Consider the following 25,887-nt stretch of genomic DNA (forward strand, 5'->3'; position numbering starts at 1 on the left):
GGCGGGGCAACGATAGGCTGGAACCCATGACTATCAATCCGGACCTGCAGGGCCGAAGCTACCCTGCCGCAGAGGTGTACGACGTTGGCCGTGAGAAAATCCGCGAGTTCGCCCGCGCCGTGAAGGCCACCCATCCCGCGCACTTCGACGTCGACGCCGCCAAGGCCCTGGGCCACGCGGATCTTGTTGCCCCTCCGACGTTTGCCATCATCATCGCCCAGCGCGCCGACGCCCAGCTCATCGAGGATCCGGAAGCGGGCATCGACTTCTCCCGCGTGGTCCATGCAGACCAGCGCTTCACCCACCACCGGCCGATTTTCGCCGGAGACCGCCTCGTGGCGGAACTCCACGTCGACGGCGTCCGGGCCATGGGCGGCGGGGCAATGATCACCACGCGTTCGGAGATCTTTGCCCTCGGCACGGATGATTCCCGTGACCCCGTCACCACCACCACGTCGTCCATCCTGGTCCGAGGAGAGGGACAGTAACCATGAGCCACAGCATTCACGACCTCAGTGCCGGCCAGGAGATCGGCAGCCGCACCATCGAGGTCAGCCGCACCGACCTGGTCAAGTACGCCGGCGCATCCGGCGACTTCAACCCCATCCACTGGAACGAAGCCTTCGCCACCAGCGTGGAACTGCCCGGCGTCATCGCCCACGGCATGTTCACCATGGGCTCGGCCGTGCAGCTGGTCACTGACTGGGCAGGCGACCCGGCCGCCGTCGTCGACTTCCAGACCCGCTTCACCAAGCCCGTCCTGGTCACGGACACCACGGGCACCGACCAGCCCGGCGCCACCATCGAAGTCAGCGGCATCGTTGGCAAGCTCGACGCCGAGGCGAACACCGCACGGGTTGACCTCACCGTTGTTTCCGCGGGACAAAAGGTCCTGATGAAGGCCCAGGCCGTCGTCCGGCTCAGCTGAGCCGGGAAGCGTGTCCCACTTTGCCGATAGGGTTGTCTGGTGACTTCCACCCTGCTTTCCCAGCTCACAACGGCCGCCGTCGGGGGCCCCGCCGGCACCTACATCGAGGCCCGCACCGAGGCTGAGATCATCGAGGCCGTCCGGTCAGCCGACGCTGCCGGGGAGCCCCTGCTGATCATCAGCGGAGGCTCCAACCTGCTGGTTTCCGACGACGGGTTCCCGGGTACGGTGGTGAAGATCGCCTCGGAAGGCTTCACGGTCAACGCGGAGGATTCCTGCGGCGGCGTGGCCGTGGTGGTGCAGGCCGGCCACAACTGGGACAGGCTGGTGGAATACGCTGTTCTGCACGCGTGGTCCGGGATTGAGGCCCTCGCCGGCATCCCGGGCTCCACGGGGGCCACCCCGGTGCAAAACGTCGGCGCCTACGGCTCCGACGTGTCCCAGACCATCGCCGCCGTCCGGACCTGGGACCGCGAGCGGAACGCCGTCAAGACTTTCACGAACTCGGAGCTGAAGTTCGGCTACCGGGACTCCATCCTCAAACAGACCACCACCAATGGCTCGCCGCGTTACGTGGTGCTGACCGTGGAGTTCCAGCTGCCCATCGGCCGGATGAGCGCTCCCATCCGGTATGCGGAGCTGGCCCGCTCGCTGGGCGTGGAGCAGGGCAAGCGGGCCTACTCCACGGACGTGCGCCGGGAAGTGCTGCGGCTGCGGGCATCAAAGGGAATGGTGCTGGACCCGGCGGACAGGGACACCTATTCCACGGGGTCGTTTTTCACCAATCCGATCGTCCCCGCTGAAATCGCCGCAGCCCTTCCGGAAAAGGCACCCCGCTACCCGGCGGGCCATGACGGGATGGTGAAGTTGTCCGCGGCGTGGCTCATCGACCAGGCGGGCTTCGGCAAGGGCTTTGGGCTGGAGCCGGGCAGTGTGAGCGGGGGCCGGGCGTCCCTGTCCACCAAGCACACCCTCGCCATTACCAACCGCGGCTCTGCCAGCGCTCAGGACGTGCTGGCGGTGGCGCGGGAGGTGCGCGCCGGCGTCGAAAGGCGCTTTGGCATCCGGCTGCACCCGGAACCACTGCTTATCGGCTTGGAGCTTTAGCCCGGGCGGTGTCAGGGTCATCCACCACCCCGGGCCAGGCGCGCGGGCGGGCGGCCCGGAACCGGGCCTAAGATGGGCACATGGCTGTCGACCTGCACCGGCGCAACCCCAAAATCCTGGGCCGCCTGAGGATGGTTTCGCAGGGCCTCGCAGGGGGAACCCACGCGTTCGGCGCGGTCGCCGAAGCGGTGCGTTGGATGACCGCCATGCAGGCCCAGGACCTCCAGGCAGCCATGTGGGCTGTGGGCGCCAGGGTGTCCGGATGCGGCCTCACCGATGTCCGGTCCGCCATTGATTCAGGTGCCGTGGTGCGGTCCTGGCCGATGCGCGGAACGTTGCACCTAGTGGCTCCGGAGGACCTGCGGTGGATGCTTGACCTCACAGCGGACCGGCTCACAAGGAGTATTGCCGCGCGGCACCGGGAACTGGAGATCACGTGGGCGGACATCGAGAAGTGCCGGGACATCGCGCTGGAGCATATTGCCGGGGCCGGTCCCGCCAGCCGCACCGAACTGTTCGCCGCCTTCGACGCAGCGGGGCAGCCGACCCGGGGCCAACGGGGCATCCACATCCTGGGGCCCTGTGCCGGCACGCGTGGCTGGTTCAGGGGCCGCTGGCCAAGAACCAGCAGTTGCTGGTGCCCTTCGAGGAATGGATACCCGTTTCGCGCAGCCTGGAGCGGCAGGAAGCCGTCGCGGAGTTACTGCTGCGGTACCTCCGAAGCCACGGCCCTGCCACCCTTCGTGACTTCGCCTGGTGGACCCAGCTTCCCCTCACCGAGGTTCGCGCCGCCTTTGAGGACGCCAAGCATGAGTTGGTTGAACTGGAATTCCGGGGCACAACCTATTGGCTGTCGGCTGAGACAGCATCTCTCCTTGACGGCGGCCTGCCCGGACAACGGTCCGTCCTCCTGCTGCCCGGCTTCGACGAGTTCCTGCTGGGCTATGCTGACCGGCGCGCGGTCCTGCCGCCCGAGCATTCCGACAGGATCGTGCCCGGCGGCAATGGCGTCTTCAAGAAGACACTGGTGGCCGGGGGAGAGGTGATCGGCACATGGTCCCGCGACGGCGCCGGCCCGCATGCCGCCGTCGTGCCCGAACTCTTCGACGCCACCAAGCCGCTGGGGCCGGCCGCCAGGGCAGCGTTCGCCAAAGCCGCCCAACGCTACCTCACGTTCCTGGGCAACTGACTCTGCGGCCCTGCTCGCACGAGCGGTGCTGCCCCGCACAAGCGGTGCTGTGCAAGACCGCTCGTGCGGGGCAGAGCCGCTGTCGGGTATCAGGTCGTGGCGACTGTCCACATCCTGCTGCGGCCTGCTTCCGCCAGTGCGCCATGGCGGACCACTCTTGGACCATGAAACCTGACAAGATCCGGGAACTGCTGGACGAGCGCTGGCCCGAGTTCCCTGTGGCAGCAACTCAGCAGTTGTCGCGCGCGGGCCTCGAAGACAGGATACTGACGGCGGCAGTGCGCACGGGACTGGTCATCCGGCTGCGTCGGGGTGCGTACGTCCGAAGCACCTACTGGCACGGTTTGAAGCCATGGGTTCGGGATGGCCTGCTGGTGCACGCCCACCACTTGTCCACGGGCGGGGCGTCACGGTACAGCCACGTGAGCGCAGCCAGGTTGCATGAATGCCAGGTCTGGGGCGCGGGGCCACGGGTGCATGTCACCACGGGCTACGCCAACTCGCGAAAGAGTGCCGGCGAAGACGTCAGGACGCATCGGGCACGCCTCGGCAGCACGGATCTCACGTCGTTCCTGACCAGTGACGGAAGGGAAATTCTCGCAACCAGCCTTGCGAGGACCGTCCTGGACTGTGCCCGGACCCTGCCACTTGAGCAGGCCGCCGTCATAGGCGACCACGCTCTCCGGAAAGGAGCCGACCTGCCTACGTTGCGCCGGCTCCTCGACGAAGGGCCGGAAAAGCGGGGGAGCCGGCGCGCGCGTCTTCTCCTCGACTCGCTTGACGGACGCTCAGAATCGGCAGGCGAAACGCGAACCAGGCTACTGCTGCATTCCCTTGGCAGACGAAACTTCACACCCCAGGTCGAAATACTAACGTCCGTCGGGCTCTTCCGCGCTGATTTTGCCGACCCTGGATCGAAGATCATCATCGAGTTTGACGGCGCCGGCAAGTACACGGACTACCGGTCCACGGACGAGGTGTTGCTGGCCGAGCGTGGGCGGGAGACCGCGCTGATCGAGGAGGGGTGGTTGGTTCTTCGGCAGGTGTGGACGCACCTTGATCGCCCTGCCGAGCTCAACCGTCGCATCCAGGCCATGGCAGAGCGCTCCCGGAGAAGGTCCGCCTGACAACGTGGACGGCCCTGCCCCGCAGGAACGGTGCCGGTCAACACCGTTTGTGCGGGGCAGGGCCGCTCGAGGGCAGCGGAAGCGTTACAGGTTTCCGGTGGCGATGTTGAGCATGCGGCGGAGCGGCTCGGCGGCGCCCCAGAGGAGCTGGTCGCCCACGGTGAAGGCGCTGATGTACTGCGGGCCCATTTCCATCTTGCGGATGCGGCCCACCGGGATGTCCAGGGTGCCGGAGGCGGCGACGGGGGTCAGGTCGGCCATGGAGGCTTCCTTGGTGTTCGGAACCACCTTGGCCCACTGGTTGTCCTCGTCGAGCAGCTTCTCGATCTCGGCGACGGACAGGTCCTCGCGGAGCTTCAACGTCAGGGCCTGGGAGTGGGAGCGCATGGCACCGATCCGGACACAAAGGCCGTCCATGATCACGCGGTTTTCCTCGGAGGTGCCCAGGATCTTGTTGGTCTCCACCCCGGCCTTCCACTCTTCCTTGGACTGGCCGTTGCCCAGGTCCGCGTCGATCCAGGGGATCAGGGAGCCGGCCAGCGGCACGCCGAACTGGGTGGCATCAATGTCAGTCCGCTGGTGGGCCAGGACCTTGCGGTCAATGTCCAGGATGGCCGACGCCGGATCGTCCAGTTCCGTGCTGACCTCGGCGTTGAGCGTGCCGAACTGGCTGAGGAGCTCACGCATGTGCCGTGCGCCGCCGCCGGAGGCAGCCTGGTAGGTCATGGAGGTGCCCCACTCCACCAGGCCGTTCTTGAACAGGCCGCCGAGGCCCATAAGCATGCACGAGACCGTGCAGTTGCCGCCGATGAAGTCCTTGGTGCCGTTCACCAGGCCCTTGTCGATGACGTCCCGGTTGATCGGGTCCAGCACGATGATTGAATCGTCGTTCATGCGCAGGGTGGAGGCGGCGTCGATCCAGAGGCCGTCCCAGCCGCGGCTGCGCAGCTCGCCGTGGACCTGCTTGGTGTAGTCGCCGCCCTGGGCGGTGACAATAATGGGCAGCTTAACCAGCGTGTCGACGTCGAACGCGTTTTCGAGCTTGCCGGCGCTGCCTGCTGCTGTTCCAGCAAGCGTCGGCGCGGCACCTCCCGCGTTGGACGTGGAGAAGAACACCGGGTTGATGTTGGCGAAGTCGCCCTCGTCCTGCATGCGCTGCATCAGGACGGAACCGACCATGCCGCGCCATCCGACCAGGCCGACGGAAGGGGTAGCTGCTGTAGTCATTCGTCCAGTTTAGACTTCGGAACCGGGACGGCGCAGTCGGTTACGTCACTGCCCGGTCCGGCAGTCACAACCGGCGGGGTGCTACCTGTCGAACTGGCGGGCAGTGGGCTCGGGAACTCCCCGTTCCGCGCGCAGGCGCTTGGCCCGGGAAGCCACGCTCGCCATCCGCCCGGCGTACAAGACACCGCCGATTCCGGCAACGGTCAGGATCAGGGCGCCCCACAGCGGGTCCTGGCCGCGGCTGGTGGGTCCGGCCACCAGCATGACGGAAAAAACCGCCACGGCCGCGAAGAAAGCGGCCATCAGCAGGAAGCCGCCGGCGGACCGCACCTGCGGGTGTGAGCTCGCCGTGACCACGCCGAGCTCTTCCCTGGCATAGCTGTGAAGCCTGCCCTCCGCGGTTCGGAACAGGATCCGCTTCTCACCCTGTGCCAAGGCCTGGTCGTGGTAGGCGCGGACCTGGTCGTCGGAGCCGGAAACGTTGCCCGGGTTGTTGCTGGCTGGAATGCCGTTCTGCACGCTAGTCCTGTCGGATTGATCGGATGTGGTCCAGCACCTGGCTGTCGGTGAGGCCGTCGATTTCCCGGATGGGCTCCGCAGGGGCATCGATAATGCCGTATCCCACGGCCCAGCCCTGGCCGCTGCGCTTGACCAGCAATTGCTGCCCGGCCCCGTCCACCAACAGCCGGATGGTGGCGCCGCCGGAGGGGTTCTCTTCGAGGTGCTTGCGCACAATGAAGAAGTTGACTTCCGCCGGCGTGGAATCGGGGCGCTGGGCCATGGCGAACCAGCTAAGGTACGCGCGCGGCTGCAGCAGGATCCGGTATGCGGGCGACTCCACAGACAGGACGTTGTCCACGGAGTCTGCAGTCAGCAGGTTGATCTGCACCCGTTTGGTTGCCTCCGCCAGTGCGCTGGTGACCGCGGCGACCGGGCCGTCTACGGACAGCTCACCACCCGGTTCAACGGTGGCCGCACCGCGGGCCACCAGGGAGGAAGCGCCGGCAGAGAGAAGCGGGGCGTCGTCGAGTTCACCCTCCAGCCGGAGCGCTTTCGCGGATGCTTCGGCGCCCGGGCCGCGCCGGAGGTTCAGGAGCACCAGGAGTTCTGCGAAGCCAAAGCCGATGGCGTCCGGAAAGCCCCCGGCGGTTAAGGACCTGGCTGTGGTTGTTGTCTCAGTCACTGAATGTTCTCCTCAGTTTTCAGAAGCCAAAGAAATCGCCGACAGCGTCCACGCCGTCGCCGACAGCGTCGCCAACGGCCTCTGCCCCGTCAGCGATCTTATCGCCTACGTAGTTGACGGAGTCGTGGATGACAGGCACGTTGTCGTAGAGGGCCAGCGCGCCGCTGGCCACCATGCAGGCCGTGCCGATGGGAGGAGGAGCGAAGGAACCGGCGCCCAGCAGGGCCTTGGTGGTGGAGTACGCGGCAGAACCATAGTCGCCCTCCTGGAAGTTGTTGAAGGCGTCGAGGGAGTCCAAGCCCACGCCCACGACTCCCAGGCCCTTGCTGAAACCATCAAGGTACTTGAACGCGTTGCCTTCCTTGGCAAGGTTGAGTACCTCATGGAACTTGCCCTCGAACAGGTTGTTGGACATGTTGAAGAATGTGCTGAAGGCGTTGGAGTTCTGGAAGGCCCGCCAGGCCACCGGGTCCATGAAGTCACCGACACGTGACTTATGGAGCATCGCGCCAATGTCGAACAGGCCCGCCCGCAGGTTCGGGAAGGCCTTGATAAGGCCGTAGATGTCCCACCCGTCCCGGAACGGGGAATCCGGATCTGCCAGCCAGCCGGGGCCCCAAGGGTTGCTGCTGCCTTGTCCGGGGACAGTCCCGCCCGGACCGCCGCCACCCGGGCCACCTGTCCCGGGCCCGCCGGAACCGCCGGCGCTGCTCGCCCTGTCCTGTTCATCGGCGTTTGTAAGCAGGAGCTTTGATTCCTGCTTGAGGCGCGCCGCCGTCTTCTGCAGGAGCGCCCGGTGGTTGCCGTTCCAGTCGGAACGGAAATGTTCAGCATCCCGGCCCTTCCAGGAGGGCGTGTTGTTGATCTGGCTGCTCAGCTGTGTGGACTGCTGCAGCAGCAGGTCCGCCGTTGTGCCGAACTGCTTCGCGAGCGTCCGCAGCTGCTCAACGTCGGCGCCCCACAAGTTTCCTGCCACCAGGCATCCCCCAATCTTTTGAAACAGCCGTCCCTGACGCTGCAGGCCCCAGCCTAGTGAACAACCCGGGACGTGCGCGATGGGGTGTCCTCCCCATCGGCGGACACAAGGCCACTAGCGAGTGTCGGATTCCTCCCGCACAGCGGCTTTTCGGGCACGCAAGGCGAAGAACGCACCGAACGCGAAAACCTGAGTCACCGCCACCAGCACGATGGCTCCGGCGATCTTGTTCCCGCCCAAAATCATGGTGAGCCCAACAATCGCGGACAGGAGGGCCAGGAGGGGGAGAAGCATGTACCCCAGGACAAACAGGGTTTCCGGTTTCTTGAGCATGTCCTAGCCCTCGGTCCTTGACCATTTGGTGAACCTGTAGCGCGTGCCGTTGGCGGCCGTGAGCCACCCGTCGGGCGGGACGGAGACGGACGCCTCCCAACTGGTGCCAAGCTCCGGGGCGAACGTGTCGCCGTCGGCCTCGACATCGATGGTGGTGACCACCGCAACGTTGGCGAGCTCGGTGGCCTGGCGGAATATCTCGCCGCCGCCCAGGATCCAGACCGTGTCCCCGCCGTCCACGAACTGCGACTCCAGCAGCGCGTCGTCAAGGGAGGGAACCACGACGGCGCCCTTCGCCTCGGGCGTTTCGGCCCAGCCTTTCTGCCGGGTGACCACGATGTTGGTGCGGCCGGGCAGGGGGCGGTATTTGTCAGGGAAGGACAGCCACGTTTTGCGGCCCATGATCACAGGGTGGCCCATGGTCAGCCGGGTGAAGTGCTTGAGGTCCTCCGGCAGGTGCCACGGCATGTCGCCGTCCTTGCCGATGACACCGTCCGGGGTCTGCGCCCAAACCAGGCCAACGCCGGTCACGGAGGCGGCAAGTTCCTCAGTGAAGGACTGCGGGTCAGTGAAGTTCTCGGTGCTCATACGGCGATCGGGGCCTTAATGGTCGGGTGGTGTTTGTAGCCCACCACTTCGAAGTCTTCCAGCGTGTAGTCGAAGATCGACGCCGGCTTGCGGGCGATCCTCAGCTGCGGGTACTCGTACGGCTCCCGCTCCAGCTGCTTGAGGACCTGGTCCATGTGGTTCTCGTAAATGTGGACATCTCCGCCGGTCCAGATGAACTCGCCGGGCTCCAGCCCCACCTGCTGCGCCACCATGCAGGTGAGCAGCGAGTAGGAGGCAATGTTGAAGGGGACGCCCAGGAACATGTCCGCGGAGCGCTGGTACAGCTGGCAGGACAGCTTGCCGTCAGCCACATAGAACTGGAAGAAGGCGTGGCACGGGGGCAGGGCCATGTCCTGGAGCTCGGAGACGTTCCAGGCGGACACGATGTGCCGGCGTGAGTCGGGGTTGGCCTTCAGGTTGTCGATCAGCTCCGCGATCTGGTCAATGTGGCCGCCGTCGGGAGTGGGCCAGCTGCGCCACTGCACACCGTAGACAGGTCCGAGGTCGCCATCGGCGTCGGCCCATTCGTTCCAGATGGTGACGCCCTGGTCCTGCATCCATTTGATGTTCGTCTCACCGCGCAGGAACCACAGGAGCTCTACTGCCACGGACTTGAAGTGCACCCGCTTGGTGGTGATCAGCGGGAAGCCCTTCGTCAGGTCGAAGCGTATTTGGCGGCCGAAAACGCTGGTGGTTCCGGTTCCGGTGCGGTCCGATTTGTGCGTGCCGGAAGCCAGGACATCGCGGAGGAGGTCTTCATAAGGCGTTGGGATGCTCACGGCTAAAGTCTACTTGGCCGGTCCGGGGAGCCGCTGCGCGACATTCAGTCGTCGAACGGCTTGAACTGCTCCACGGCCACGACCCGACCCTGCCCGCCTGGAGCCACGTGGCACACCACCAGTTCGCCGGGGGAGAGGTATGGCTCCTTGGCCGGCAGGAGCGCGCGCAGGTGCGCCGGCATGTGCCGGCCGAGCTGGGTGAACACGGTGGGCAGCGCGGGGCGGTGCGTGCAGATGACCACCGGCCGCTGCTTGTCGAAAAGGCCCTCGATGACGGCGGCCGTTTTTTTGGGGCTCCGCTGGTGCCGGTGCTCCGTGAGCGGCTCCGCGAGCTTCACCTTCGCCCCCGCCGCCTTCGCGTAAGGCGCCACTGTTGCCACGCACCGCAGCCAGGGGCTGGTCACCACGCGGAGCGGCTTCCAAGCGTGCAGCAGCCTGCTGACGGCCTGCGCCTGCCGTGTCCCCGTGGCGGCAAGCGGCCGCTCGCCCTCTGCCTTGCTCCAGGATGAACGCGGCTTGGCCTTGGCATGCCGGAGCACCACGAGCGGCCACGTGTCCAGCTCCCCGCGCCTGTGCGCGTCGTGCAGGTACTGAAGGGGCACGACGTCGGAGGGATTGGACAGCAGCGCAGCCGCCTTCTCGGGGGTGCACCACATGACGCTGTCCACCTCCTTCCCGTCCGGAAGCATCCTGACCCCGTTTGCCTTGACGGCCCAATAGTGGACCACCTTGAGGCCGGAGGCCACGTGGTAGTGGATGGGCGGCAGCGGGATGCCCAGCTGGGCGATGAGCCCGATTTCCTCCTGCACCTCCCGGACCGCGCACTCCGGCACCGTCTCGTCGTCGTCGATCTTGCCCTTGGGCCACGACCAGTCGTCGTAGCGCGGGCGGTGGATCAGCAGGACTTCAAGCTTGTCCTTCACCACGCGCCAGGGCAAAGCGCCGGCAGCCGTTACGGCTACTGGTTCCCCCGGGTGGTCTGTCTGGTCTGCTACAAGTGCATCGCTCGACAAAACAGTGGCCCTTAGCGCCGGCTCAGGCTGCGCTGCCGGGGGCGGGAGGCCAACAGCCAGGACTGGACGTCTTCAAGGGGCGTGCCGTCGTCGGACAGGTGGTGCCGGGTCCAGACCCCTTGGTTGTCGAGGTGCCAGCTTGCGGTTTCGGGATCCATGTAGCGCTTCAGCAGGTCAAGGACGTAGGTGATGTCGTCGGCGCTGGCCAGCTGGACCAGGGCCTCCACCCGGCGGTCCAGGTTGCGGTGCATCATGTCCGCCGAACCGATGTACACCACCGGATCCCCGCCGTTGGCGAAGGCGAACACGCGGGAGTGTTCCAGGAACCTGCCCAGGATGGAGCGGACGGTGATGTTGTCGCTGAGGCCCGGCACTCCCGGGCGGAGGGAGCAGATTCCGCGGACCACCACGTCCACTTTCACGCCGGCCTGCGAGGCCCGGTACAGGGAATCGATGATGGCCTCATCCACCATGGAATTGACCTTGATCTGCACGCGGCCGGGGATTCCGGCACGGGCATTGCGGATTTCGGTTTCAATGCGGTCGATCAGCCCCGAACGCACGGAACGGGGTGCCACCAGCAGCCTCTTGAACGTGGATTTGGGTGCATAGCCGGAGAGCTGGTTGAACAGCTTGGACAGGTCTTCGCCCACCTGCTCGTTGGCGGTCAGCAGGCCCAGGTCCTCGTAGTAGCGGGCAGTCCGGGGGTGGTAGTTGCCGGTGCCGATGTGGCAGTAGCGGCGCAGCCCGTCAACCTCCTGGCGGACCACAAGCGAGAGCTTGCAGTGGGTCTTGAGTCCCACGATGCCGTAGACCACGTGCACGCCGGCCTGTTCCAGCTTGCGCGCCCAGGAGATGTTCGCCTGCTCGTCAAACCGCGCCTTGATCTCCACCAGGGCCAGGACCTGCTTGCCGGCCTCGGCCGCATCGATCAGCGCGTCGACGATGGGGGAGTCGCCGGACGTGCGGTACAGGGTCTGCTTGATGGCCTGGACCTTGGGGTCCGCGGCCGCCTGCTCCAGGAAAGCCTGGACGGAGGTGGAGAACGAGTCGTAAGGGTGGTGGAGCAGGATGTCCCGCCGGCGCATGGCGGCAAACACGTTCGCGGCCTTGGACGTCTCCGACTCGTTGAGGTACCGGGAGGTGTGCGGAACGTGCTTGGGGTAGTGGAGGTCGGCACGGTCGATGCCGGCAATCACGGACAGCCCGCGCAGATCCAGGGGAGCCGGAACGGAGTAGACCTCGGATTCCTCGACCCCCAGCTCGCGGATCAGCAGCGCGCGGATGTTCGGGTTGATGTCGTTGGTGACTTCAAGCCGGACAGGCGGGCCGAAACGGCGGCGCAGGAGTTCCTTTTCGAGGGCCTGCAGGAGGTTCTCGGCGTCGTCCTCCTCCACCTCAACGTCCTCATTCCTGGTGACGCGGAAGGTGTGGTGCTCGAGGACCTCCATCCCCGGGAAGAGCTTGTCCAGGTGGACGGCAATGACTTCCTCAAGGGCGATGAAGCGGGCGACGCGCCCGGCCACCGCGCCGGCACGGGGACCGTCGATGGAGATCAGGCGCGGCAGCTGGTCCGGCACCTTGACGCGGGCGAAGAGCTCCTTGTCGCTGACCGGGTTGCGGACCACCACGGCGAGGTTGAGCGAGAGCCCCGAGATGTAGGGGAAGGGGTGGGCCGGGTCCACCGCCAGGGGCGTAAGGATGGGGAACACCTTCTCGGCGAACATGACACTGAGCTGCTGCTTGGCGGTCTCATCCAGTTCGTCCCAGTGCATGAGGTGGATGTGTTCATACGCCAGGGCGGGGCGGAGCTGCTCTGCATAGACCCGCGCGTGCCGCTGCTGCAGCCGGTGGGCCTCTTCGCTGATCCGTTCCAGCACCTCCACGGGGCTGAGGCCCGCGGGGGAGGGGACAGCCAGGCCGGTGGCGATGCGCCGCTTGAGGCCTGCAACCCGCACCATGAAGAACTCGTCCAGGTTGGAGGCGAAGATCGACAGGAAGCTGACGCGCTCCAGCAGGTGGAGCGTGGCGTCCTCGGCCAGTTCCAGCACGCGGGAATTGAAGCTGAGCCAGCTGAGCTCCCGGTCCAGGAAGCGGTCCGGCCGGATGTCGCCCTCCGGCTGCAGGTTCGGCGCGAACTCCGGGATGTCAATGCGGTCCTGGGTGGCGCGCGACGCCGGAACCTCCGAGGAGCCGAAGCGGGCACGCACCGGCACTGCAACATCCTGTGACGTGGCTGATCCGGAAGGTTCCGGGTTCATGGCATCTCCTTTACCTGGCGGTTGATGCTGGCGCTTCCGGCCTGCGCGGTCCTGCTTCAACCTTACAAGCATTCAGCAGGCCGAAGACCGCTGATTTTCGGCCCGCACCTGATACTCCGCTTGCAGGACTAGCCCGCTGCCACCGGCCCGTACATGACGTCCATGTCCCAGCGGGTGAACCCCAGCCGCCGGTACAGCGAAACGGCAGGGGCGTTGTCGGCATCTGTGTAGAGCATGACCGCGTGCAGCCCCAGGTCCTGGAGGTACCTGATGCCGGCCACGGTGAGGGCTTTGCCGAGGCCCATGCCCTGGGCAGCAGGCGCAACACCTACTGCGTAAACCTCACCGATGGCGGGGTGGGGGCCGTGCTGGGGGTGGACCTTGGTCCAGTGGAACCCAAGCAGCCTGCCCTGCCGGTCCTCGGCCAGCAGGAAGCCTTCGGGGTTGAACCAGTCCTCGGCCATGCGCGCCTCAAGGTCGGCCCGGGTCAGGCTGCCCTGTTCGGGGTGGTGGGCGAAGGCGGCCCGGTTCACGGCCAGCCAGGCTTCCTCATCCTGGCCGGGGACAAAGGCGCGGATGGACACCCCCTCCGGCAGGACGGCCTCGGGAAGGTCCGCCCCCGCCGTCGTCATCCTCATTTTCCAGAGCTCACGGACGGGCCCAAATCCATAGCGGGCGGCCAGTTCCGCGGCGGCCTCGTGGTTGCCGTGGGACCATGCCTTCAGCCCGTCCAGCCCGCGGCTGTCCTTGAGCGCGCCCACCAGGCGGTCCGCCACGCCCTGGTTCCGGTAGCTGGGGTGGACGGCGATCTCCAGCACTCCGGTGCCGTCAGGGGATTCCACCACCACGGCAAATCCGGCGAGGTCCTGCCCGCTGGCGGGATCTGAGTCCTCGTCCGGGGCATAGAGCGCCAGGGTCAGCACTGAGTGCTCCGCCGAATCGCCGGCCCGCATGGTCACCTGGGTCTGCTCCGAAATGGAGGGATTGCCGTCCGATTCCTCTGCCGCGGCCAGGAGGTCCCGGCAGTCCTTCAGCAGCTGCTGGTCAACCGCGCCCCGTTCAGCATGGACGGGCCACTTCTCTGGGTGCGCTGGAGTCATGAGGCAAGGCTATACGGGAAGCGGCTCGGGCGCTCAGGCCTCGGTGAGCTCATCCTCCTGCTGCCGCACCAACGTCAGGCGGTAGCCCACGTTGCGCACGGTGCTGATGAGGTTCTCGTGATCGGCGCCCAGCTTCGCCCGCAGCCGCCGGACATGGACATCCACGGTGCGGGTGCCGCCGTAGTAGTCATAGCCCCACACTTCGGTGAGCAGCTGCTGGCGGGTGAAAACACGGCCGGGGTGCTGTGCCAGGTATTTGAGCAGCTCAAATTCCTTGAAAGTCAGGTTGAGCGGTGCGCCGTTCACGCGGGCGGTGTAGCTCGCTTCGTCGATGACGACGCCGGCGGCCCGGATCTCCGTTGGCGTGTCCTCCTGCTCGGGGACGGCGCGGGCCACAGACAGCCTGATGCGGGCTTCCACTTCAGCGGGCCCGGCGGAGTCCAGCACGATGTCGTCCACGGCCCAGGCCGACGAAACAGCCGCCATGCCGCCTTCGGTCAGGATCAGCACCAGCGGCGCGCTCAGGCCGGTGGCCTTGAGCAGCTGGGTGAGGGAGCGGGCGCCCACCAGGTCCTTGCGGGCATCCAGCAGCACGATGTCGCAGGGATCGGTCTCCAGCAGCGCGGTGGGCTCGGCGGGGAGGATGTGGACCCGGTGGTTCAGCAATTCCAGGGCAGGCAGGATGTCTACCGAAGAGCCAGGGCTGTTCGTCAAGAGCAGGATGTGCGACATTGTTCCTCCAAGGGCCGTCCGCGCATCATTGGGCGACTGAACCGGGTTTCCACCGGCCGGTACTGGCTTCCTGCTCGGGTCTTGGGCCATTGTTCAGGGCGCCGGCCGGCCACCTCAGCAGGGAGCGTAGCTGAGCTTTGAGTATACCCGGCGGGGCCTTCGCAGCCATGGATTCGGCGCGGATGAGGGGACGTTTTGCGACATATGCCGTTCATATAAGGCAGGATTGAGCCAAGGGCCCCGACGCCCTCCGCGAAGGGCGGCCCGCCTTTCCAGGTCGACGCCAGGATGGGATTGCAGCGCAGTGAGTGCAGAAACTAAGTCCAGGCCGGGTTCCGCGTGACGGCGGAACTGCAGGCGCCTGCGCGGTCCTTGGGCTCGTGGACCATCGGCGTGGCGGGAATGGCCGGCCTGGCCGCGATCATTGCCGGGGTGTATACCTCCCGCGAGGTGCTCGTAGGCGTTGCGGTGGCGATCGCCGCCGCCATCGGCGTCGGCTGGCCGCACTTCCTCCGTATTCCTGCCAAGAAGACCCTGGCTGCGGTGATTGCCGTGCCGGGCGCCGGAGCCGCGGTTGGCGCCGGCCTGGCTCCCGCTCCCGGGTACCTGGACTGGACCCCCGCCTTCATCGCGCTGGGCATGATCGCCGTCTTTGTGGTGCAGCTGATCCGCGGAACCGGGCAGGCGCAGCGGCTGGAATCCACCCTGGGATGCTGCGCAGGGGTGCTGCTCGCCTGCCTGGGCTCCGGCTGGATAGCGGGCGCTCGGTTCAACGGTGTCCGGGAGATGCTCCTGGTGGCGGCCATCAGTGCCGCGGTTGCCCTGCTGGCCGGGCTGATCCGCTGGCCGGACAGCGTCGTGGCACCCCTAGGAATCGTGATGGCCGGCCTGGCCGGGCCCCTTGCCGGACTGGTGTTCTCGGACATTGCGGTCCTGCCGGCCGCCATCTTCGGCGTCGTAGTCGGGGCGGTGCTGGCAAGCTTCCGGCGGCTCGTAACGCTTCGCGGTGCACCCCTGAACATCCAGGCTGCCCTTAGCATGGGCCTTGCGCCTGTCTCGGCGGTGGGTTCCCTGGCCTACTTCATAGACAAACTACTCATCTACTAACGCGTTAGGATGGCACCATGTCCGTACTTGCATTTGAAATCTTCTTCCTTGTCCTGCTCGGCATCGCCAGCCTCGCCATGGCCTGGTTCGCCGGCTTCGTGGTCTACCGCCTGTTCAAAGGCCAGAAGTAGTCCCCTTTTTCCGGAGCTAGCCGTTTTCCGAGGTAATCGCAGTGCCCATTGAGATTCCTACAGACCTGACTCCCGAACTTGTTCCGCTTTCCTGGCTCATTGGTGAGTGGGAAGGCCGCGGCCGCCTCGGCAGCGGGGACGAGGACTCGGAGCATTTCCTGCAGCACGTGTCCTTCACGCACAACGGGCTGCCGTACCTTCAGTACCGCGCGGAGAGCTGGCTGACGGACGACGACGGCACGCGCCTGCGGCCGCTCACCGTCGAGACCGGCTTCTGGGCGCTGGAGCGCAAACAGCTTGATGCCGACGGCGGCCCGGGCCTGATCCCCGCGGACATCGTTCCGGCGCTGAAGAGTGCCGACGAAGTGGAGGCCCTGCGCAACAGCGAGGGCGGGTTCGACATCTCGGTGTCCATTTCGCACCCCGGCGGCATTTCCGAGCTCTACTACGGGCAGATCAAGGGCCCGCAGATCCAGCTCACCACGGATATGGTCATGCGCGGCAGCCACTCCAAGGACTACAGCGCTGCCACGCGCATCTTCGGCCTGGTGGACGGAAACCTCCTGTGGCGGTGGGACGTCGCCGTTGGCGGCAAGGACGGAAAAGGCCTGGAAGCGCACGCCTCGGCCTTCCTGAAAAAAGTCTCCTGACCCCTCCCCGTCCTTCGGCGCTGAGGGCGCAGGCGGCGGGATCCCGCGTCGATTTGCAAGAATCCGGAATACCGCCGAGCCCCAAGGACTTCTACTACATATGACTACTCCCAGCCCCCTGCTGTCGCGCCCTGGCGCCGTCGAGGCGGCCGGTGCCGACGCCGGCGTTGCCGCCCACTACGGTGAGCCCCTCCGCGAGCAGCGCGCCCTCGCGGCCGGAACCGCCGTCGTCGACCTCTCCTCCCGCGGCGTCGTGACGGTGACGGGTCCGGACCGCCTCAGCTGGCTCAACACCCTCTCCTCGCAGCAGGTCACAGGCCTGCAGCCGGGCGAGTCCAGCGAACTGCTCCTTTTGAGCGTGCAGGGCAGGATCGATTTCGACGCCAGGGTGATTGACGATGGCGGCACCACCTGGCTGATCGTCGAGGCCGCCGAAGCCGCCCCGCTGGCAGAGTTCCTCAACAGGATGAAGTTCATGCTCCGCGTGGACATCGCGGATGTCTCCGCCGACTGGGCCGTCATCGGCAGCACGAAGGCAGTTCCCGAATGGTCCGGCCTGCTGGCCTGGCAGGACCCGTGGCCGCACGTGGGCGCGGGGGGTTACTCCTACGCCACTGTCCCGGAGTCGGGCCATCCCGGCCTGGAGCGGCCGTGGTTCGAGTACCTGGTGCCGGCCGACGAGCTGGAGCGGACAGTGGGAGAGCGTCCCCTTGCGGGCGTCCTCGCCGCCGAGGCGCTGCGCGTGGCAGCCTGGCGCCCCCGGATCGGGGCCGAGACGGACGACAAGACCATTCCGCACGAACTGGACCTCCTCCGGACCGCCGTGCACCTGGCCAAGGGCTGCTACAAAGGGCAGGAAACCATCGCGCGGGTGCACAATCTGGGCCACCCGCCCCGGCGCCTTGTCTTCCTCCAGCTGGACGGCTCGCAGCACACGTTGCCCCAGGCCGGCAACCCCGTGCTGGCGGGGGAGCGGAAGGTGGGGACCGTGACGTCAGTGGCGCAGCATTATGAGATGGGCCCGGTCGCCCTGGCAGTCATAAAACGTTCGGTTGCGCCCGATGAGATACTGACGGTCCTGGATGGCGACGAGCCGTACCCCGCTGTCCAGGAAATCATCGTTGCCCCGGACGCCGGCCAGGTCGTGGGGCGCCAGACCGGATTCCTTAGGGGGCCACGTTCATGACCGAAGACGCCGGAACCAGCGCAGCGCCGTCTGGCACAGCACCACCCGGCCCGGCGCCCGACGACGAGACGCTGGCCTTGGCGCAGACGCTCTTCCAGGCGGCACGGGAGGGGGAGACGGCACTGTTGCGTGCCTACCTCGACGCCGGCGCTCCCGCCACCTTGACCAACGCGGCGGGTGATTCGCTTCTCATGCTGGCCGCCTACCACGGCCACGCGGAGACCGTCCAGCTCCTCCTGAAACACGGTGCCGAGGCCAACTCCGCGAACGACCGGGGTCAGACCCCGCTCGCCGGAGCAGCGTTCAAGGGTTACACCGGCGTTGCCCGGGTACTGCTCGACGCCGGCGCCGATCCGGACGCAGGTTCGCCGTCCGCCCGCGCAGCCGCCCAAATGTTCGCCCGCCAGGAGATCCTGGACCTCCTGGGCTAGCACCACCGGGTCCCGCCCGGCGGATCACAACCTGAGGAAGGATTGCCCAGTGGAAAACGTGGCGAAGCCGTGGGCGGCCCTCTGGTCCCTGGTGATCGGGTTCTTCATGATCCTGATCGATACCACCATTGTGTCCGTGGCCAACCCCCGGATCATGGAGGGCCTGGACGCGGACATCAACTCGGTCATTTGGGTCACCAGCGCCTACCTCCTGGCCTATGCGGTCCCGCTGCTGATTACCGGCAGGCTGGGGGACCGCTTCGGGCCCAAGAAGCTCTACCTTGCCGGCCTGGTGGTCTTTACCCTGGCTTCGCTGTGGTGCGGCCTGTCGGGCCAGGTGGAGGTGCTGATAGCGGCACGCGTGCTGCAGGGCCTCGGCGCGGCCATGATGACGCCCCAGACCATGGCAGTGATCACCCGGATCTTCCCGCCGGACAGGCGCGGTGCCGCCATGGCGATCTGGGGTGCCACCGCAGGCATGGCCACCCTCGTGGGACCCATCCTGGGCGGCGTCCTGGTGGACGGGCTCGGCTGGGAATGGATCTTCTTCATCAACGTGCCCATCGGCATTGCAGGCTTTGTCCTCGCGCTGCGCAACGTTCCGTCCCTCAGTACCCACCCGCACCGGTTCGATATTCCCGGCGTGGTGCTCAGCGCCGTCGGGCTCTTCCTCCTGGTGTTCGGCATCCAGGAGGGCGAAACCTACAACTGGGGCACCATCACCGGTCCCGTCACGGTGTGGGGCCTGATCGTCGCCGGCCTTGCCGTGCTGGCTCTCTTCGTGGTCTGGCAGCGGTTCAACAAGGGTGAGCCGCTGCTGCCCCTGGGGCTCTTCCGCGACCGGAACTTTTCCCTGGCCAACATCGGAATCACCACCGTCGGCTTCACGGTGACGGCCTTCAGCCTGCCGCTCATCTTCTACTACCAGTTGGTCCGGGGCCTCACGCCCACCCAGTCCGCGCTGATGATGGTTCCCATGGCGCTGATCTCCGGCGGCCTTGCTCCAGTGGTGGGAAAGGTCATCGACAAAGTCAACCCCAAATTCCTCACTGCCACCGGCCTGGTACTGATGGCCGTGGCCCTGGTGTGGAACTCAGTCCTGATGCGGCCGGACACCCCCATCCTCCTGTTCCTGCTGCCCAGCGCCGTCCTGGGGTTCGCCAACGCAGGCATCTGGGCTCCGCTGGGCACCACCGCCACCCGCAACCTCCCGCCGCGGCAGGCAGGGGCCGGGTCCGGCGTGTACAACACCACGCGGCAGATCGGTGCCGTGCTGGGCAGCGCGGCCATTGCCGTGCTGATCCAGGCCCGGCTCGCAGCCGAGCTTCCGTCCGGCGGACCCGGCGGGGCGGCCGGGGAAGGAACGGGCTTCTCCGGAAGCCTGCCGGAGGCCCTCCACAGCGGGTTTTCGACGGCTATGGGCCAGTCCATCCTGCTGCCCGCCGGGGTGGTCCTGGTCGGGGCCGCCGTGGCGCTGTTCTTTGCGAAGGCGCAGCCGGTTCAGGACTGGGGCGGGCGCGGGGCCGTTCCGGGGTCAGCCAAGGTGGACGCTGGTCTGGATTCCGCCGGCTGACAGGCCGAGCTTCCGGGCCAGCGCCACGGCTCCGGTGTTGCTGACGTCCGTCCGCCATTGCAGCGTAAGCCCTGCGGCCAGCGCCTCGTGCGCCGCGATGGAGGCGGCCAGCGTCCCCAGGCCCCGCCGCCGCCATGCCGGGTCCACCAGGACACCCAGACGGGCCAGCAGGCCCTCCCACTCAGAGTAGGCTCCGCAGGCAAGCGGCACCCGGCGGCCCTCCATTTCGTGGACGATCGTGTAGCGGTTTTCGAGGTCCGACAGGCCCACTTCGTTGACGTCGTCCGGCGGGCAGTTGCCCTCCAGTTCGATGGCCTCCGGGTTGCCGTGCGAAACGGTCATCTCTTCCGGGGGCTGCTTCAGGGGAAGGTCGTCCGCGAAGAACAAGGCCGCGGCACCCAGCCCATGGCCGCCGTGGGACCGCGTCAGCGTCATGAGCGTTACATGCTGGGCCATCTCCTCGTCGGCGATGCCCTCCGCGGCGTCGATGACCCACTGCGGGCCCACCAGGGCTGAGCTGCCAAAGAGCCGGACAAATTCCACTGTGCGGGCGTTGTCGTCCGCGCGGACGATCCGTTCCCCGGACGCCAAGGCGGATCCGAAGGCGTCGTCGTCGAGTCCCAGGTGCCGGGCCCACGCGAGCTGGATGATGGCTGCGGAACCGGGGTCAAGTGTCATGCCTCCAGCCTAGGGCGGGCAGCGCGCACCGCTGAACAGGACGCCGCGGCAGCATGGGAGGACACGGCCTCCCGGCGACAACTCAGCCGAACAGGACGGCGGCCTCGTCGTAGCGTTTCTGCGGGACGGTCTTGAGCTGTCCGAGGGCATCCTGGAAGCCCACGTGCTCGATGTCCGTTCCCTTGAGCGCCACCATGGTGCCCCAGTAGCCTTCCACCACGGAGTCGATGGCCGCCATGCCCAGGCGGGTGGCCAGGACGCGGTCGAACGCGGACGGCACGCCGCCGCGCTGGATGTGGCCCAGGATGGTGGCGCGGGTTTCGATGCCGGTCCGGGCTTCCAGTTCCGGGGCGAGCTGGTCCGCGATGCCGCCCAGGCGGGGGCGGCCGAAGGTGTCCAGGCCGCGCTCGGAATGCGGGGTTTCCATGTGCTCCGGGACGAAACCTTCCGCCACCACCACCAGCGGGGCACGGCCACGGGAATGGGCTTCCTTCACCCATTCGGTGATCTGCTCGATGCTGACCTTCTGCTCCGGGATGAGGATGGCGTGCGCGCCGGCGGCCATGCCGGCGTGAAGGGCGATCCAGCCGACATGCCTGCCCATGACTTCGGCAATCATGCAGCGGTGGTGGGACTCACCGGTGGTGCGGAGCCGGTCGATCGCTTCGGTGGCGATCTGCACAGCGGTGTCGAAGCCGAACGTGTAGTCCGTGGCGTCAAGATCGTTGTCCACCGTCTTGGGGACGCCAACGATCTTCAGGCCCGCGTCCGTGAGTCGCTTCGCCGCAGCGAGGGTACCCTCACCGCCGATGGCGATGATGGCATCAATTCCGAGCCGGTCCATGTGGGCTTTGATGACCTCGGGACCGCCGCCGTTTTCGAACGGATTGGTGCGTGAGGTGCCCAGGATGGTGCCGCCCTGCTTGGCGATGCCGCGGACCATGGTCCGGGGGATGTCGATGATGTCGCCCTCAACGACGCCGCGCCAGCCATCGAGGAAGCCAACGAACTCGTGGCCGTGGATGGCGATACCTTTGAGGACCGCGCCGCGGATGACCGCATTCAGGCCGGGGCAGTCGCCACCGCTGGTAAGAATTCCAATTTTCATGTCTCGCTCAAATCCTGGGGAGAGGGTTTACAGGCAGAGCGCCACGCTGAGCTCACATAGATTCTAGTGGCGTGTGTGGGGTACGACACAAACTGGTTACACAAGGCCCCCGCTCCGGTGCAGCTGGAGCGGGGGCCTTGTGGTGCTGTGTCAGGACGGGTTCAGGGACGGTTCAGGGACCGCCGCTCGAGGAACACCTGGAGCGGGATGACGTCCTTCTGGTCCGGCAGGATCACCCAGGCCAGGAGATAGAAGATGACGGCCGGGCCGGGGAGCAGGCAGAAGACCAGGAACGCGATGCGGACGAAAGCAACGTCCACATTGAGCTTGGCCGCGATTCCTCCAAGCACGCCTCCAAGCCACCGTTCCGGTCCGCGTTTCAGGCCGAGGCCCCTGACGATGCTGAAAAACTTGTCCATGGTTCAAGACTTCCGTGTTGTAGGGCCGTTGTCACGTTTCCGGGCGGAGAGGAGGCCGCCGAGCACCAGGGCCGCGCCTGCCCCAATCATCAGTCCGATCAGGACATAGGTCCCGTTGAGCGTGACGATGCCCAGTTGGGCGATGATGATCAGCGCGGCGAGGGCCACGATGATCAGGCCCCAGACGATGGTTCCCACGCGTGCCCCGGAAGGCGGGGCAGAAGAGGCGCCTGCCGCCGTCGTGCCGCCCTGCGCATAGGGATCCGGAATGTACGGGTTTGAGCCCGGAGTTTGGCTGCTCATGTCAGTTGCCTTCCTGGATGGTGACGTTGCTGACGGTGCCGTTGATCTGGATGACCAGGTGGCTGCCGGGCTTGTCGGTGTTGTAGCTGCTCTGCCGGGTGGTGATGCCGCCCCGCTGGTTGCCGCGTTCGTTCAGGTTGCCGAGGGTCATGTCCGCCTTGATGTCCACGGGCACGTCGCCCGGGATGATTACTGTGACGTTGCTGGCCGTGATGTCCAGGGGGACGCGGACCTCCGAGGTGAGCGGGGCATCCAGGGACATGGCCGTAAGGTCAACGGTTCCGCTGCCGGCCGTGATGTCGAATCCGCCGCTGGCCTGCTCGATGCTCGTCGGTGCCCAGTCAACCTGCTGGAAGCGGACGCGGTCTCCGTTGTTGCCCACCACGTTGAAGATTCCTCCTATGACGAGGGCCGCCACGGCGAAGAACGAGAGGATGCCGGGGGTCCGGCCGCGGAGGCCAAGAATGAGGATGCCAATGCCCAGGACGGCTGCCGCGCTTGCCCAGGCAACCGCGTTGGCGGAGTTACCGAGGTCGATGACGTTGGTGAGGTCCAGGGCTTTCACGCCAGCGCCCACCAGCAGGGCACTGCCGGCAGCTATTGCGACGGCGGGAGTGCCGGGACCTGCGGCGCGCACCCTGGGAGCGGGCGGCGGAACCGGCGACGGCCGGCTTCCGGAGTATCCACCGCTGCCCCATCCGCCACTGCCGGAACCGCTGCCAGTGCCCCCGCTACTGCCGCCGTCGGGGTTGCCGGCAAACGGACCGCTGCCTGCGACGTCTGAGTACGGCGGTGTGGTTGGGGTGGACGTCCCGGCTGAGTAGGCAGCCGTGCCGGCCGCTGCTGCACTGGTCGGCGTGCCGGCGGCTGTCTTGTTGCGCTGCACCAGGTAGTACACCAGGTAGATGGCGCCGCCGACCCACAGCAGGGACCACAGGAAGGGGCCCACACCCCGGTTGCCCCAGCCCCAGAAGCCGTTGCCGAGCCCGCTGAATCCTGCCACCACCGCGATCAGTGAACCCGTCATGCCGGTGGTCCAGCGCCCCGCGCCGGCTTCCTGGACGTGGATGCGCCCGTCAGGCTCGGGCAGGAACGCCCAGGCAAGCCCGTAAAGAAGCACGCCGATCCCTGCGAAGAGGGCAAGGATGATAAAGACGCCGCGGACAATCAAGGGGTCGACTCCCACACGCTGCGCGATGCCGCTGGAAACGCCGCCCACCCAGCGGTCCTGGCCGCGGCTGATTCCCTGGCTGCGGACCCAGGTGAAGAAATCGGTCTGCTGGCCCGGGACTCCGGCATAGGAGTAACTGCTGCCGGCGCCGGGGGTTTCATGCGTCGGGCCCGGGGTTGCGGAATCCCGCGGCGGCGCGGAGGCAGAAGGAGGCGGCGCCAGGGGCTGGGTGGGGTTTTCCCGCCCGGGGAGGGGCTCCGTGGGGTTCTCATTTTTCGGGCTGGCCGGGGGTTCTTCCGGCGTGCCGTCATGGGGGTTCGGGGTTAGCGAGTTCATACTTCGATCCTGCCGCTCCCGGCCGGGCGGCTCTACCGGGGGACACCCTGAGCCGTCCCTGAGAGGCCCCCGGTTCCCGTGCCAACCCGGTCCGGGAGACCCTGATCCGTGCTTGGATTGGACCATGACATCCGCGCCCGCCCGCCCGCCGCTGGTCCGAAGCAGCGACCGCTTCATTGCCGGGGTCTGTTCGGGCCTCGCCGCGCATCTTGGGCTGCCGGTGAACACTGTGCGTGTGGGAATGGTCCTGGCTTCATTCGCCGGAGGGGCCGGCGTCGTGTTCTACGCCTGGCTCTGGATCATGGTGCCCACCGCCTACGAAAGCGCCCGGCGGCAGGAACGGCGGCCGACGTCGCCCATTGCTCCGGCCGTGATGGGCGGCACCGCTACGGGCACGCCGTCGGCGAACACCGGCCCCGGCATGGTGCCGGGCGCCGGAGTGCCCGCGGAAGCGGCGCCGGCGCCTTGGTTCCGGTTCCGCGAGATGAGGTACGGCAAGGAGATCCTGCTCGGCGTCGGGCTGCTCCTGGTGGCGGGCATCCTCGGCGCCCAGCTGCTGGGGATGGACGTTCCGTTGGGGACCATCATCCCCGCGGCTGCGGTCCTGGGCGGAGCCTCCATCGCCTGGATGCAGCTTGATGAGACCCGTCGGGCCGGGCTGGTGGATAAAACCAAAGCGAACCAGGCAGGCGGCTGGGCACGGCTTGCCGCCGGCCTGGCGTTGGTGGTGGCGGGCGTCCTGGTGATGGTGTCCGGGTCCGGTTCCTGGGAGCAGACCTGGCTGGCGCTGCTGGCGTCCGTGGCCGTCCTCGGCGGCGTGGTACTGGTCCTGCTCCCGTGGGCGCTGAAGTTCTGGCGAGACCTCGAAGCTGAACGCGCCGGCAGGATCCGCGAGACTGAACGAGCGGAAATCGCGGCACACCTTCACGATTCGGTCCTGCAGACGCTGGCACTCATCCAACGGCGCGCCGCCAATGAGCACGACGTTGTCCGCCTCGCCCGTGCGCAGGAGCGCGAACTCCGGGGCTGGCTGTTCGAGGACCCGGGAAAGGACGCCGGGCAGCTCTCGGACCGGATCAAGGCAGTTGCCGCGGAAGTGGAGGACCTGCTCGGGAACGCGGTGGAGGTGGTCAGCGTGGGAGACACCGAGGTCACCGAAGGCCATGAGGCGCTGATCCAGGCCAGCCGCGAGGCCATGCTTAACGCCTCGCGGCACGGCGGCGGTGCAGTATCGGTCTATCTTGAGGTCACCGGCGGGCGCGCCGAAGTGTTCATCAAGGACCGGGGTCCCGGCTTCGAACTCCAGGACGTCCCCGAAGACCGGCTCGGCGTGCGGGAGTCCATCATCGGCCGGATGAACCGGCACGGCGGCACGGCCAACATCATCAGCACCAGTGAAGGCACGGAAGTCCGGCTGGGATTCCCGGCCGCGCAGGCGGAGAAGCAGACGCAGAACACGGAAGGCAAACCATGAACCCAGCACAGGGAGCCGGCAACGGGACCAACCGCGCCACACAGTCTGTCCGGGTGGTGCTCGTGGACGATCACGCGATCTTCCGTTCAGGCCTGAAAGCCGACCTCGATCCCAGCGTCCAGGTTGTGGGCGAGGCCGCCACCGTGGAGCAGGCCATCGCCGTGATCGCGAAGGAGCGGCCGGACGTGGTGCTGCTCGACGTCCACCTTCCGGGCGGCCTCGGCGGCGGCGGCCGTGAAGTGATCGCCGGCTCGGCGGCACTGCTGTCCACTACGAGGTTCCTGGCGCTCAGCGTCTCGGACGCGGCGGAGGACGTTGTCGCGGTCATCCGGGCTGGAGCCCGGGGCTACGTCACCAAGACCATCTCCGGGGCCGAAATCACCGACGCCGTCTACCGGGTGGCCGGAGGGGATGCCGTCTTCTCGCCGCGGCTGGCCGGCTTTGTCCTGGACGCCTTCGGCACGGCCCCGGCGGACATCGCCGATGACGAACTGGACAGGCTCTCCGCGCGGGAGCTCGAGGTGATGCGCCTCATCGCCCGCGGCTACAGCTACAAGGAGGTGGCCAAGGAGCTCTTCATCAGCATCAAGACGGTGGAAACCCACGTCTCGGCAGTGCTCCGCAAACTCCAGCTGTCCAGCCGGCACGAGCTGACCAAGTGGGCCGCCGAACGCCGCCTCCTCTGATATGTAGGTTTGGTTGTCAATAGCGCGTAGGTGAGCGGCTCCTGGATTGTGGTTCCGGGGGCCGCTCATT

Annotated in this window: 27 protein-coding genes and 1 pseudogene; 12 read left to right on the top strand and 16 right to left on the bottom strand. The window is 66.9% G+C overall.

Translation table 11 applies throughout. The features are described 5' to 3' along the window. Window positions 1-26: 26 nt before the first annotated feature. The 5 genes and pseudogenes from PV768_RS05305 to PV768_RS05325 all read left to right on the top strand — a co-directional run bounded on the left by PV768_RS05305 (window position 27) and on the right by PV768_RS05325 (window position 4,351). Complete coding sequence (locus tag PV768_RS05305) at window positions 27-488, top strand: FAS1-like dehydratase domain-containing protein (RefSeq protein WP_321214102.1); 462 nt, start codon at window positions 27-29, stop codon at window positions 486-488. A gap of 2 nt (window positions 489-490) precedes the next feature. Beyond that, window positions 491-928 (top strand): MaoC family dehydratase, encoded by a 438-nt coding sequence (locus PV768_RS05310; protein ID WP_421092459.1) that lies wholly within the window; start codon window positions 491-493, stop codon window positions 926-928. A gap of 39 nt (window positions 929-967) precedes the next feature. Continuing rightward, entirely contained in the window at window positions 968-2,035 is a 1,068-nt protein-coding gene (locus PV768_RS05315) for a UDP-N-acetylmuramate dehydrogenase (protein WP_321214100.1), read from the top strand. Between the two features lie 233 nt (window positions 2,036-2,268). Beyond that, a pseudogene (locus PV768_RS05320) lies at window positions 2,269-3,224 on the top strand (winged helix DNA-binding domain-containing protein). Window positions 3,225-3,388: 164 nt separating this feature from the next. Next, window positions 3,389-4,351 carry a hypothetical protein gene (locus PV768_RS05325; RefSeq protein WP_421092460.1) on the top strand — a complete coding sequence of 321 codons (963 nt, stop codon included), beginning with the start codon at window positions 3,389-3,391 and terminating at the stop codon, window positions 4,349-4,351. Window positions 4,352-4,435: 84 nt separating this feature from the next. On the opposite strand, the gene asd is transcribed toward PV768_RS05325, so the two are convergent. From asd to PV768_RS05380, 11 genes are all read right to left on the bottom strand, one after another. Beyond that, window positions 4,436-5,578: an aspartate-semialdehyde dehydrogenase gene (asd, locus tag PV768_RS05330; RefSeq protein ID WP_421092461.1), complete on the bottom strand. Its 1,143-nt coding sequence runs from the start codon at window positions 5,576-5,578 to the stop codon at window positions 4,436-4,438. Window positions 5,579-5,659: 81 nt separating this feature from the next. Beyond that, a complete protein-coding gene (locus PV768_RS05335) occupies window positions 5,660-6,097 on the bottom strand; it encodes a hypothetical protein (protein WP_323056982.1) in 438 nt (145 codons plus the stop codon). 1 nt (window position 6,098) lies between these two features. Continuing rightward, complete coding sequence (locus tag PV768_RS05340; RefSeq protein WP_421092462.1) at window positions 6,099-6,761, bottom strand: hypothetical protein; 663 nt, start codon at window positions 6,759-6,761, stop codon at window positions 6,099-6,101. Window positions 6,762-6,780: 19 nt separating this feature from the next. After that, a complete protein-coding gene (locus PV768_RS05345; protein WP_323056984.1) occupies window positions 6,781-7,737 on the bottom strand; it encodes a hypothetical protein in 957 nt (318 codons plus the stop codon). Window positions 7,738-7,851: 114 nt separating this feature from the next. Next, entirely contained in the window at window positions 7,852-8,070 is a 219-nt protein-coding gene (locus tag PV768_RS05350; RefSeq protein WP_421092463.1) for an NF038396 family protein, read from the bottom strand. Window positions 8,071-8,073: 3 nt separating this feature from the next. Continuing rightward, window positions 8,074-8,658, bottom strand: a complete 585-nt coding sequence (locus tag PV768_RS05355) for a dihydrofolate reductase (RefSeq protein WP_421092464.1) — start codon at window positions 8,656-8,658, stop codon at window positions 8,074-8,076. Further along, a complete protein-coding gene (locus tag PV768_RS05360; RefSeq protein ID WP_421092465.1) occupies window positions 8,655-9,458 on the bottom strand; it encodes a thymidylate synthase in 804 nt (267 codons plus the stop codon). Before PV768_RS05360 ends, PV768_RS05355 begins: the two co-directional genes overlap by 4 nt. A 44-nt stretch (window positions 9,459-9,502) precedes the next feature. Continuing rightward, a complete protein-coding gene (locus tag PV768_RS05365) occupies window positions 9,503-10,471 on the bottom strand; it encodes an NUDIX hydrolase (RefSeq protein ID WP_321214093.1) in 969 nt (322 codons plus the stop codon). Between the two features lie 11 nt (window positions 10,472-10,482). Then, window positions 10,483-12,732 (bottom strand): RNA degradosome polyphosphate kinase, encoded by a 2,250-nt coding sequence (locus tag PV768_RS05370; RefSeq protein ID WP_321214092.1) that lies wholly within the window; start codon window positions 12,730-12,732, stop codon window positions 10,483-10,485. 128 nt (window positions 12,733-12,860) lie between these two features. Next, on the bottom strand, window positions 12,861-13,832 hold the full coding sequence (gene mshD, locus PV768_RS05375; RefSeq protein WP_157241587.1) for a mycothiol synthase: 972 nt from the start codon (window positions 13,830-13,832) through the stop codon (window positions 12,861-12,863). 33 nt (window positions 13,833-13,865) lie between these two features. After that, window positions 13,866-14,564 carry a winged helix-turn-helix transcriptional regulator gene (locus tag PV768_RS05380; protein WP_157241588.1) on the bottom strand — a complete coding sequence of 233 codons (699 nt, stop codon included), beginning with the start codon at window positions 14,562-14,564 and terminating at the stop codon, window positions 13,866-13,868. Between the two features lie 339 nt (window positions 14,565-14,903). Here PV768_RS05380 and PV768_RS05385 point away from each other — a divergent pair, with 339 nt between their 5' ends. The 5 genes from PV768_RS05385 to PV768_RS05405 all read left to right on the top strand — a co-directional run bounded on the left by PV768_RS05385 (window position 14,904) and on the right by PV768_RS05405 (window position 19,642). Then, window positions 14,904-15,671, top strand: a complete 768-nt coding sequence (locus PV768_RS05385; RefSeq protein WP_370460630.1) for a permease — start codon at window positions 14,904-14,906, stop codon at window positions 15,669-15,671. A gap of 172 nt (window positions 15,672-15,843) precedes the next feature. Beyond that, complete coding sequence (locus PV768_RS05390; RefSeq protein ID WP_321214090.1) at window positions 15,844-16,452, top strand: FABP family protein; 609 nt, start codon at window positions 15,844-15,846, stop codon at window positions 16,450-16,452. A 100-nt stretch (window positions 16,453-16,552) separates the two neighbouring features. After that, window positions 16,553-17,638 carry a YgfZ/GcvT domain-containing protein gene (locus tag PV768_RS05395; RefSeq protein ID WP_421092466.1) on the top strand — a complete coding sequence of 362 codons (1,086 nt, stop codon included), beginning with the start codon at window positions 16,553-16,555 and terminating at the stop codon, window positions 17,636-17,638. After that, a complete protein-coding gene (locus PV768_RS05400) occupies window positions 17,635-18,069 on the top strand; it encodes an ankyrin repeat domain-containing protein (protein ID WP_157241589.1) in 435 nt (144 codons plus the stop codon). Before PV768_RS05395 ends, PV768_RS05400 begins: the two co-directional genes overlap by 4 nt. A 49-nt stretch (window positions 18,070-18,118) precedes the next feature. After that, window positions 18,119-19,642, top strand: coding sequence for a DHA2 family efflux MFS transporter permease subunit (locus PV768_RS05405; RefSeq protein ID WP_421092467.1), 1,524 nt, complete (start codon window positions 18,119-18,121; stop codon window positions 19,640-19,642). On the opposite strand, the gene PV768_RS05410 is transcribed toward PV768_RS05405, so the two are convergent. The 5 genes from PV768_RS05410 to PV768_RS05430 all read right to left on the bottom strand — a co-directional run bounded on the left by PV768_RS05410 (window position 19,604) and on the right by PV768_RS05430 (window position 23,657). After that, the gene (locus PV768_RS05410; RefSeq protein ID WP_157241590.1) at window positions 19,604-20,320 is read right to left on the bottom strand and encodes a GNAT family N-acetyltransferase; all 717 of its coding nucleotides are present in this window, start codon (window positions 20,318-20,320) and stop codon (window positions 19,604-19,606) included. The two genes, PV768_RS05405 and PV768_RS05410, sit on opposite strands and share 39 nt — an antisense overlap. A gap of 82 nt (window positions 20,321-20,402) precedes the next feature. Continuing rightward, the gene (locus PV768_RS05415; RefSeq protein WP_104998653.1) at window positions 20,403-21,428 is read right to left on the bottom strand and encodes an ATP-dependent 6-phosphofructokinase; all 1,026 of its coding nucleotides are present in this window, start codon (window positions 21,426-21,428) and stop codon (window positions 20,403-20,405) included. A 161-nt stretch (window positions 21,429-21,589) separates the two neighbouring features. Beyond that, window positions 21,590-21,847 carry a PspC domain-containing protein gene (locus tag PV768_RS05420; RefSeq protein ID WP_104998652.1) on the bottom strand — a complete coding sequence of 86 codons (258 nt, stop codon included), beginning with the start codon at window positions 21,845-21,847 and terminating at the stop codon, window positions 21,590-21,592. 3 nt (window positions 21,848-21,850) lie between these two features. Next, on the bottom strand, window positions 21,851-22,150 hold the full coding sequence (locus PV768_RS05425) for a hypothetical protein (RefSeq protein WP_421092468.1): 300 nt from the start codon (window positions 22,148-22,150) through the stop codon (window positions 21,851-21,853). A gap of 1 nt (window position 22,151) precedes the next feature. Next, the gene (locus PV768_RS05430; RefSeq protein WP_421092469.1) at window positions 22,152-23,657 is read right to left on the bottom strand and encodes a PspC domain-containing protein; all 1,506 of its coding nucleotides are present in this window, start codon (window positions 23,655-23,657) and stop codon (window positions 22,152-22,154) included. 124 nt (window positions 23,658-23,781) lie between these two features. Here PV768_RS05430 and PV768_RS05435 point away from each other — a divergent pair, with 124 nt between their 5' ends. Together PV768_RS05435 and PV768_RS05440 are read left to right on the top strand one after the other, a co-directional pair. Next, complete coding sequence (locus tag PV768_RS05435) at window positions 23,782-25,131, top strand: ATP-binding protein (protein WP_157241593.1); 1,350 nt, start codon at window positions 23,782-23,784, stop codon at window positions 25,129-25,131. Next, window positions 25,128-25,817, top strand: a complete 690-nt coding sequence (locus PV768_RS05440; RefSeq protein WP_157241594.1) for a LuxR C-terminal-related transcriptional regulator — start codon at window positions 25,128-25,130, stop codon at window positions 25,815-25,817. The genes PV768_RS05435 and PV768_RS05440 overlap by 4 nt, the downstream gene beginning before the upstream one ends. Window positions 25,818-25,887 lie beyond the last annotated feature (70 nt).

Origin of the sequence: Pseudarthrobacter sp. CC4, assembly GCF_048957775.1 — a bacterium.
In the GTDB taxonomy this organism is placed as follows: Bacteria; Actinomycetota; Actinomycetes; order Actinomycetales; family Micrococcaceae; genus Arthrobacter.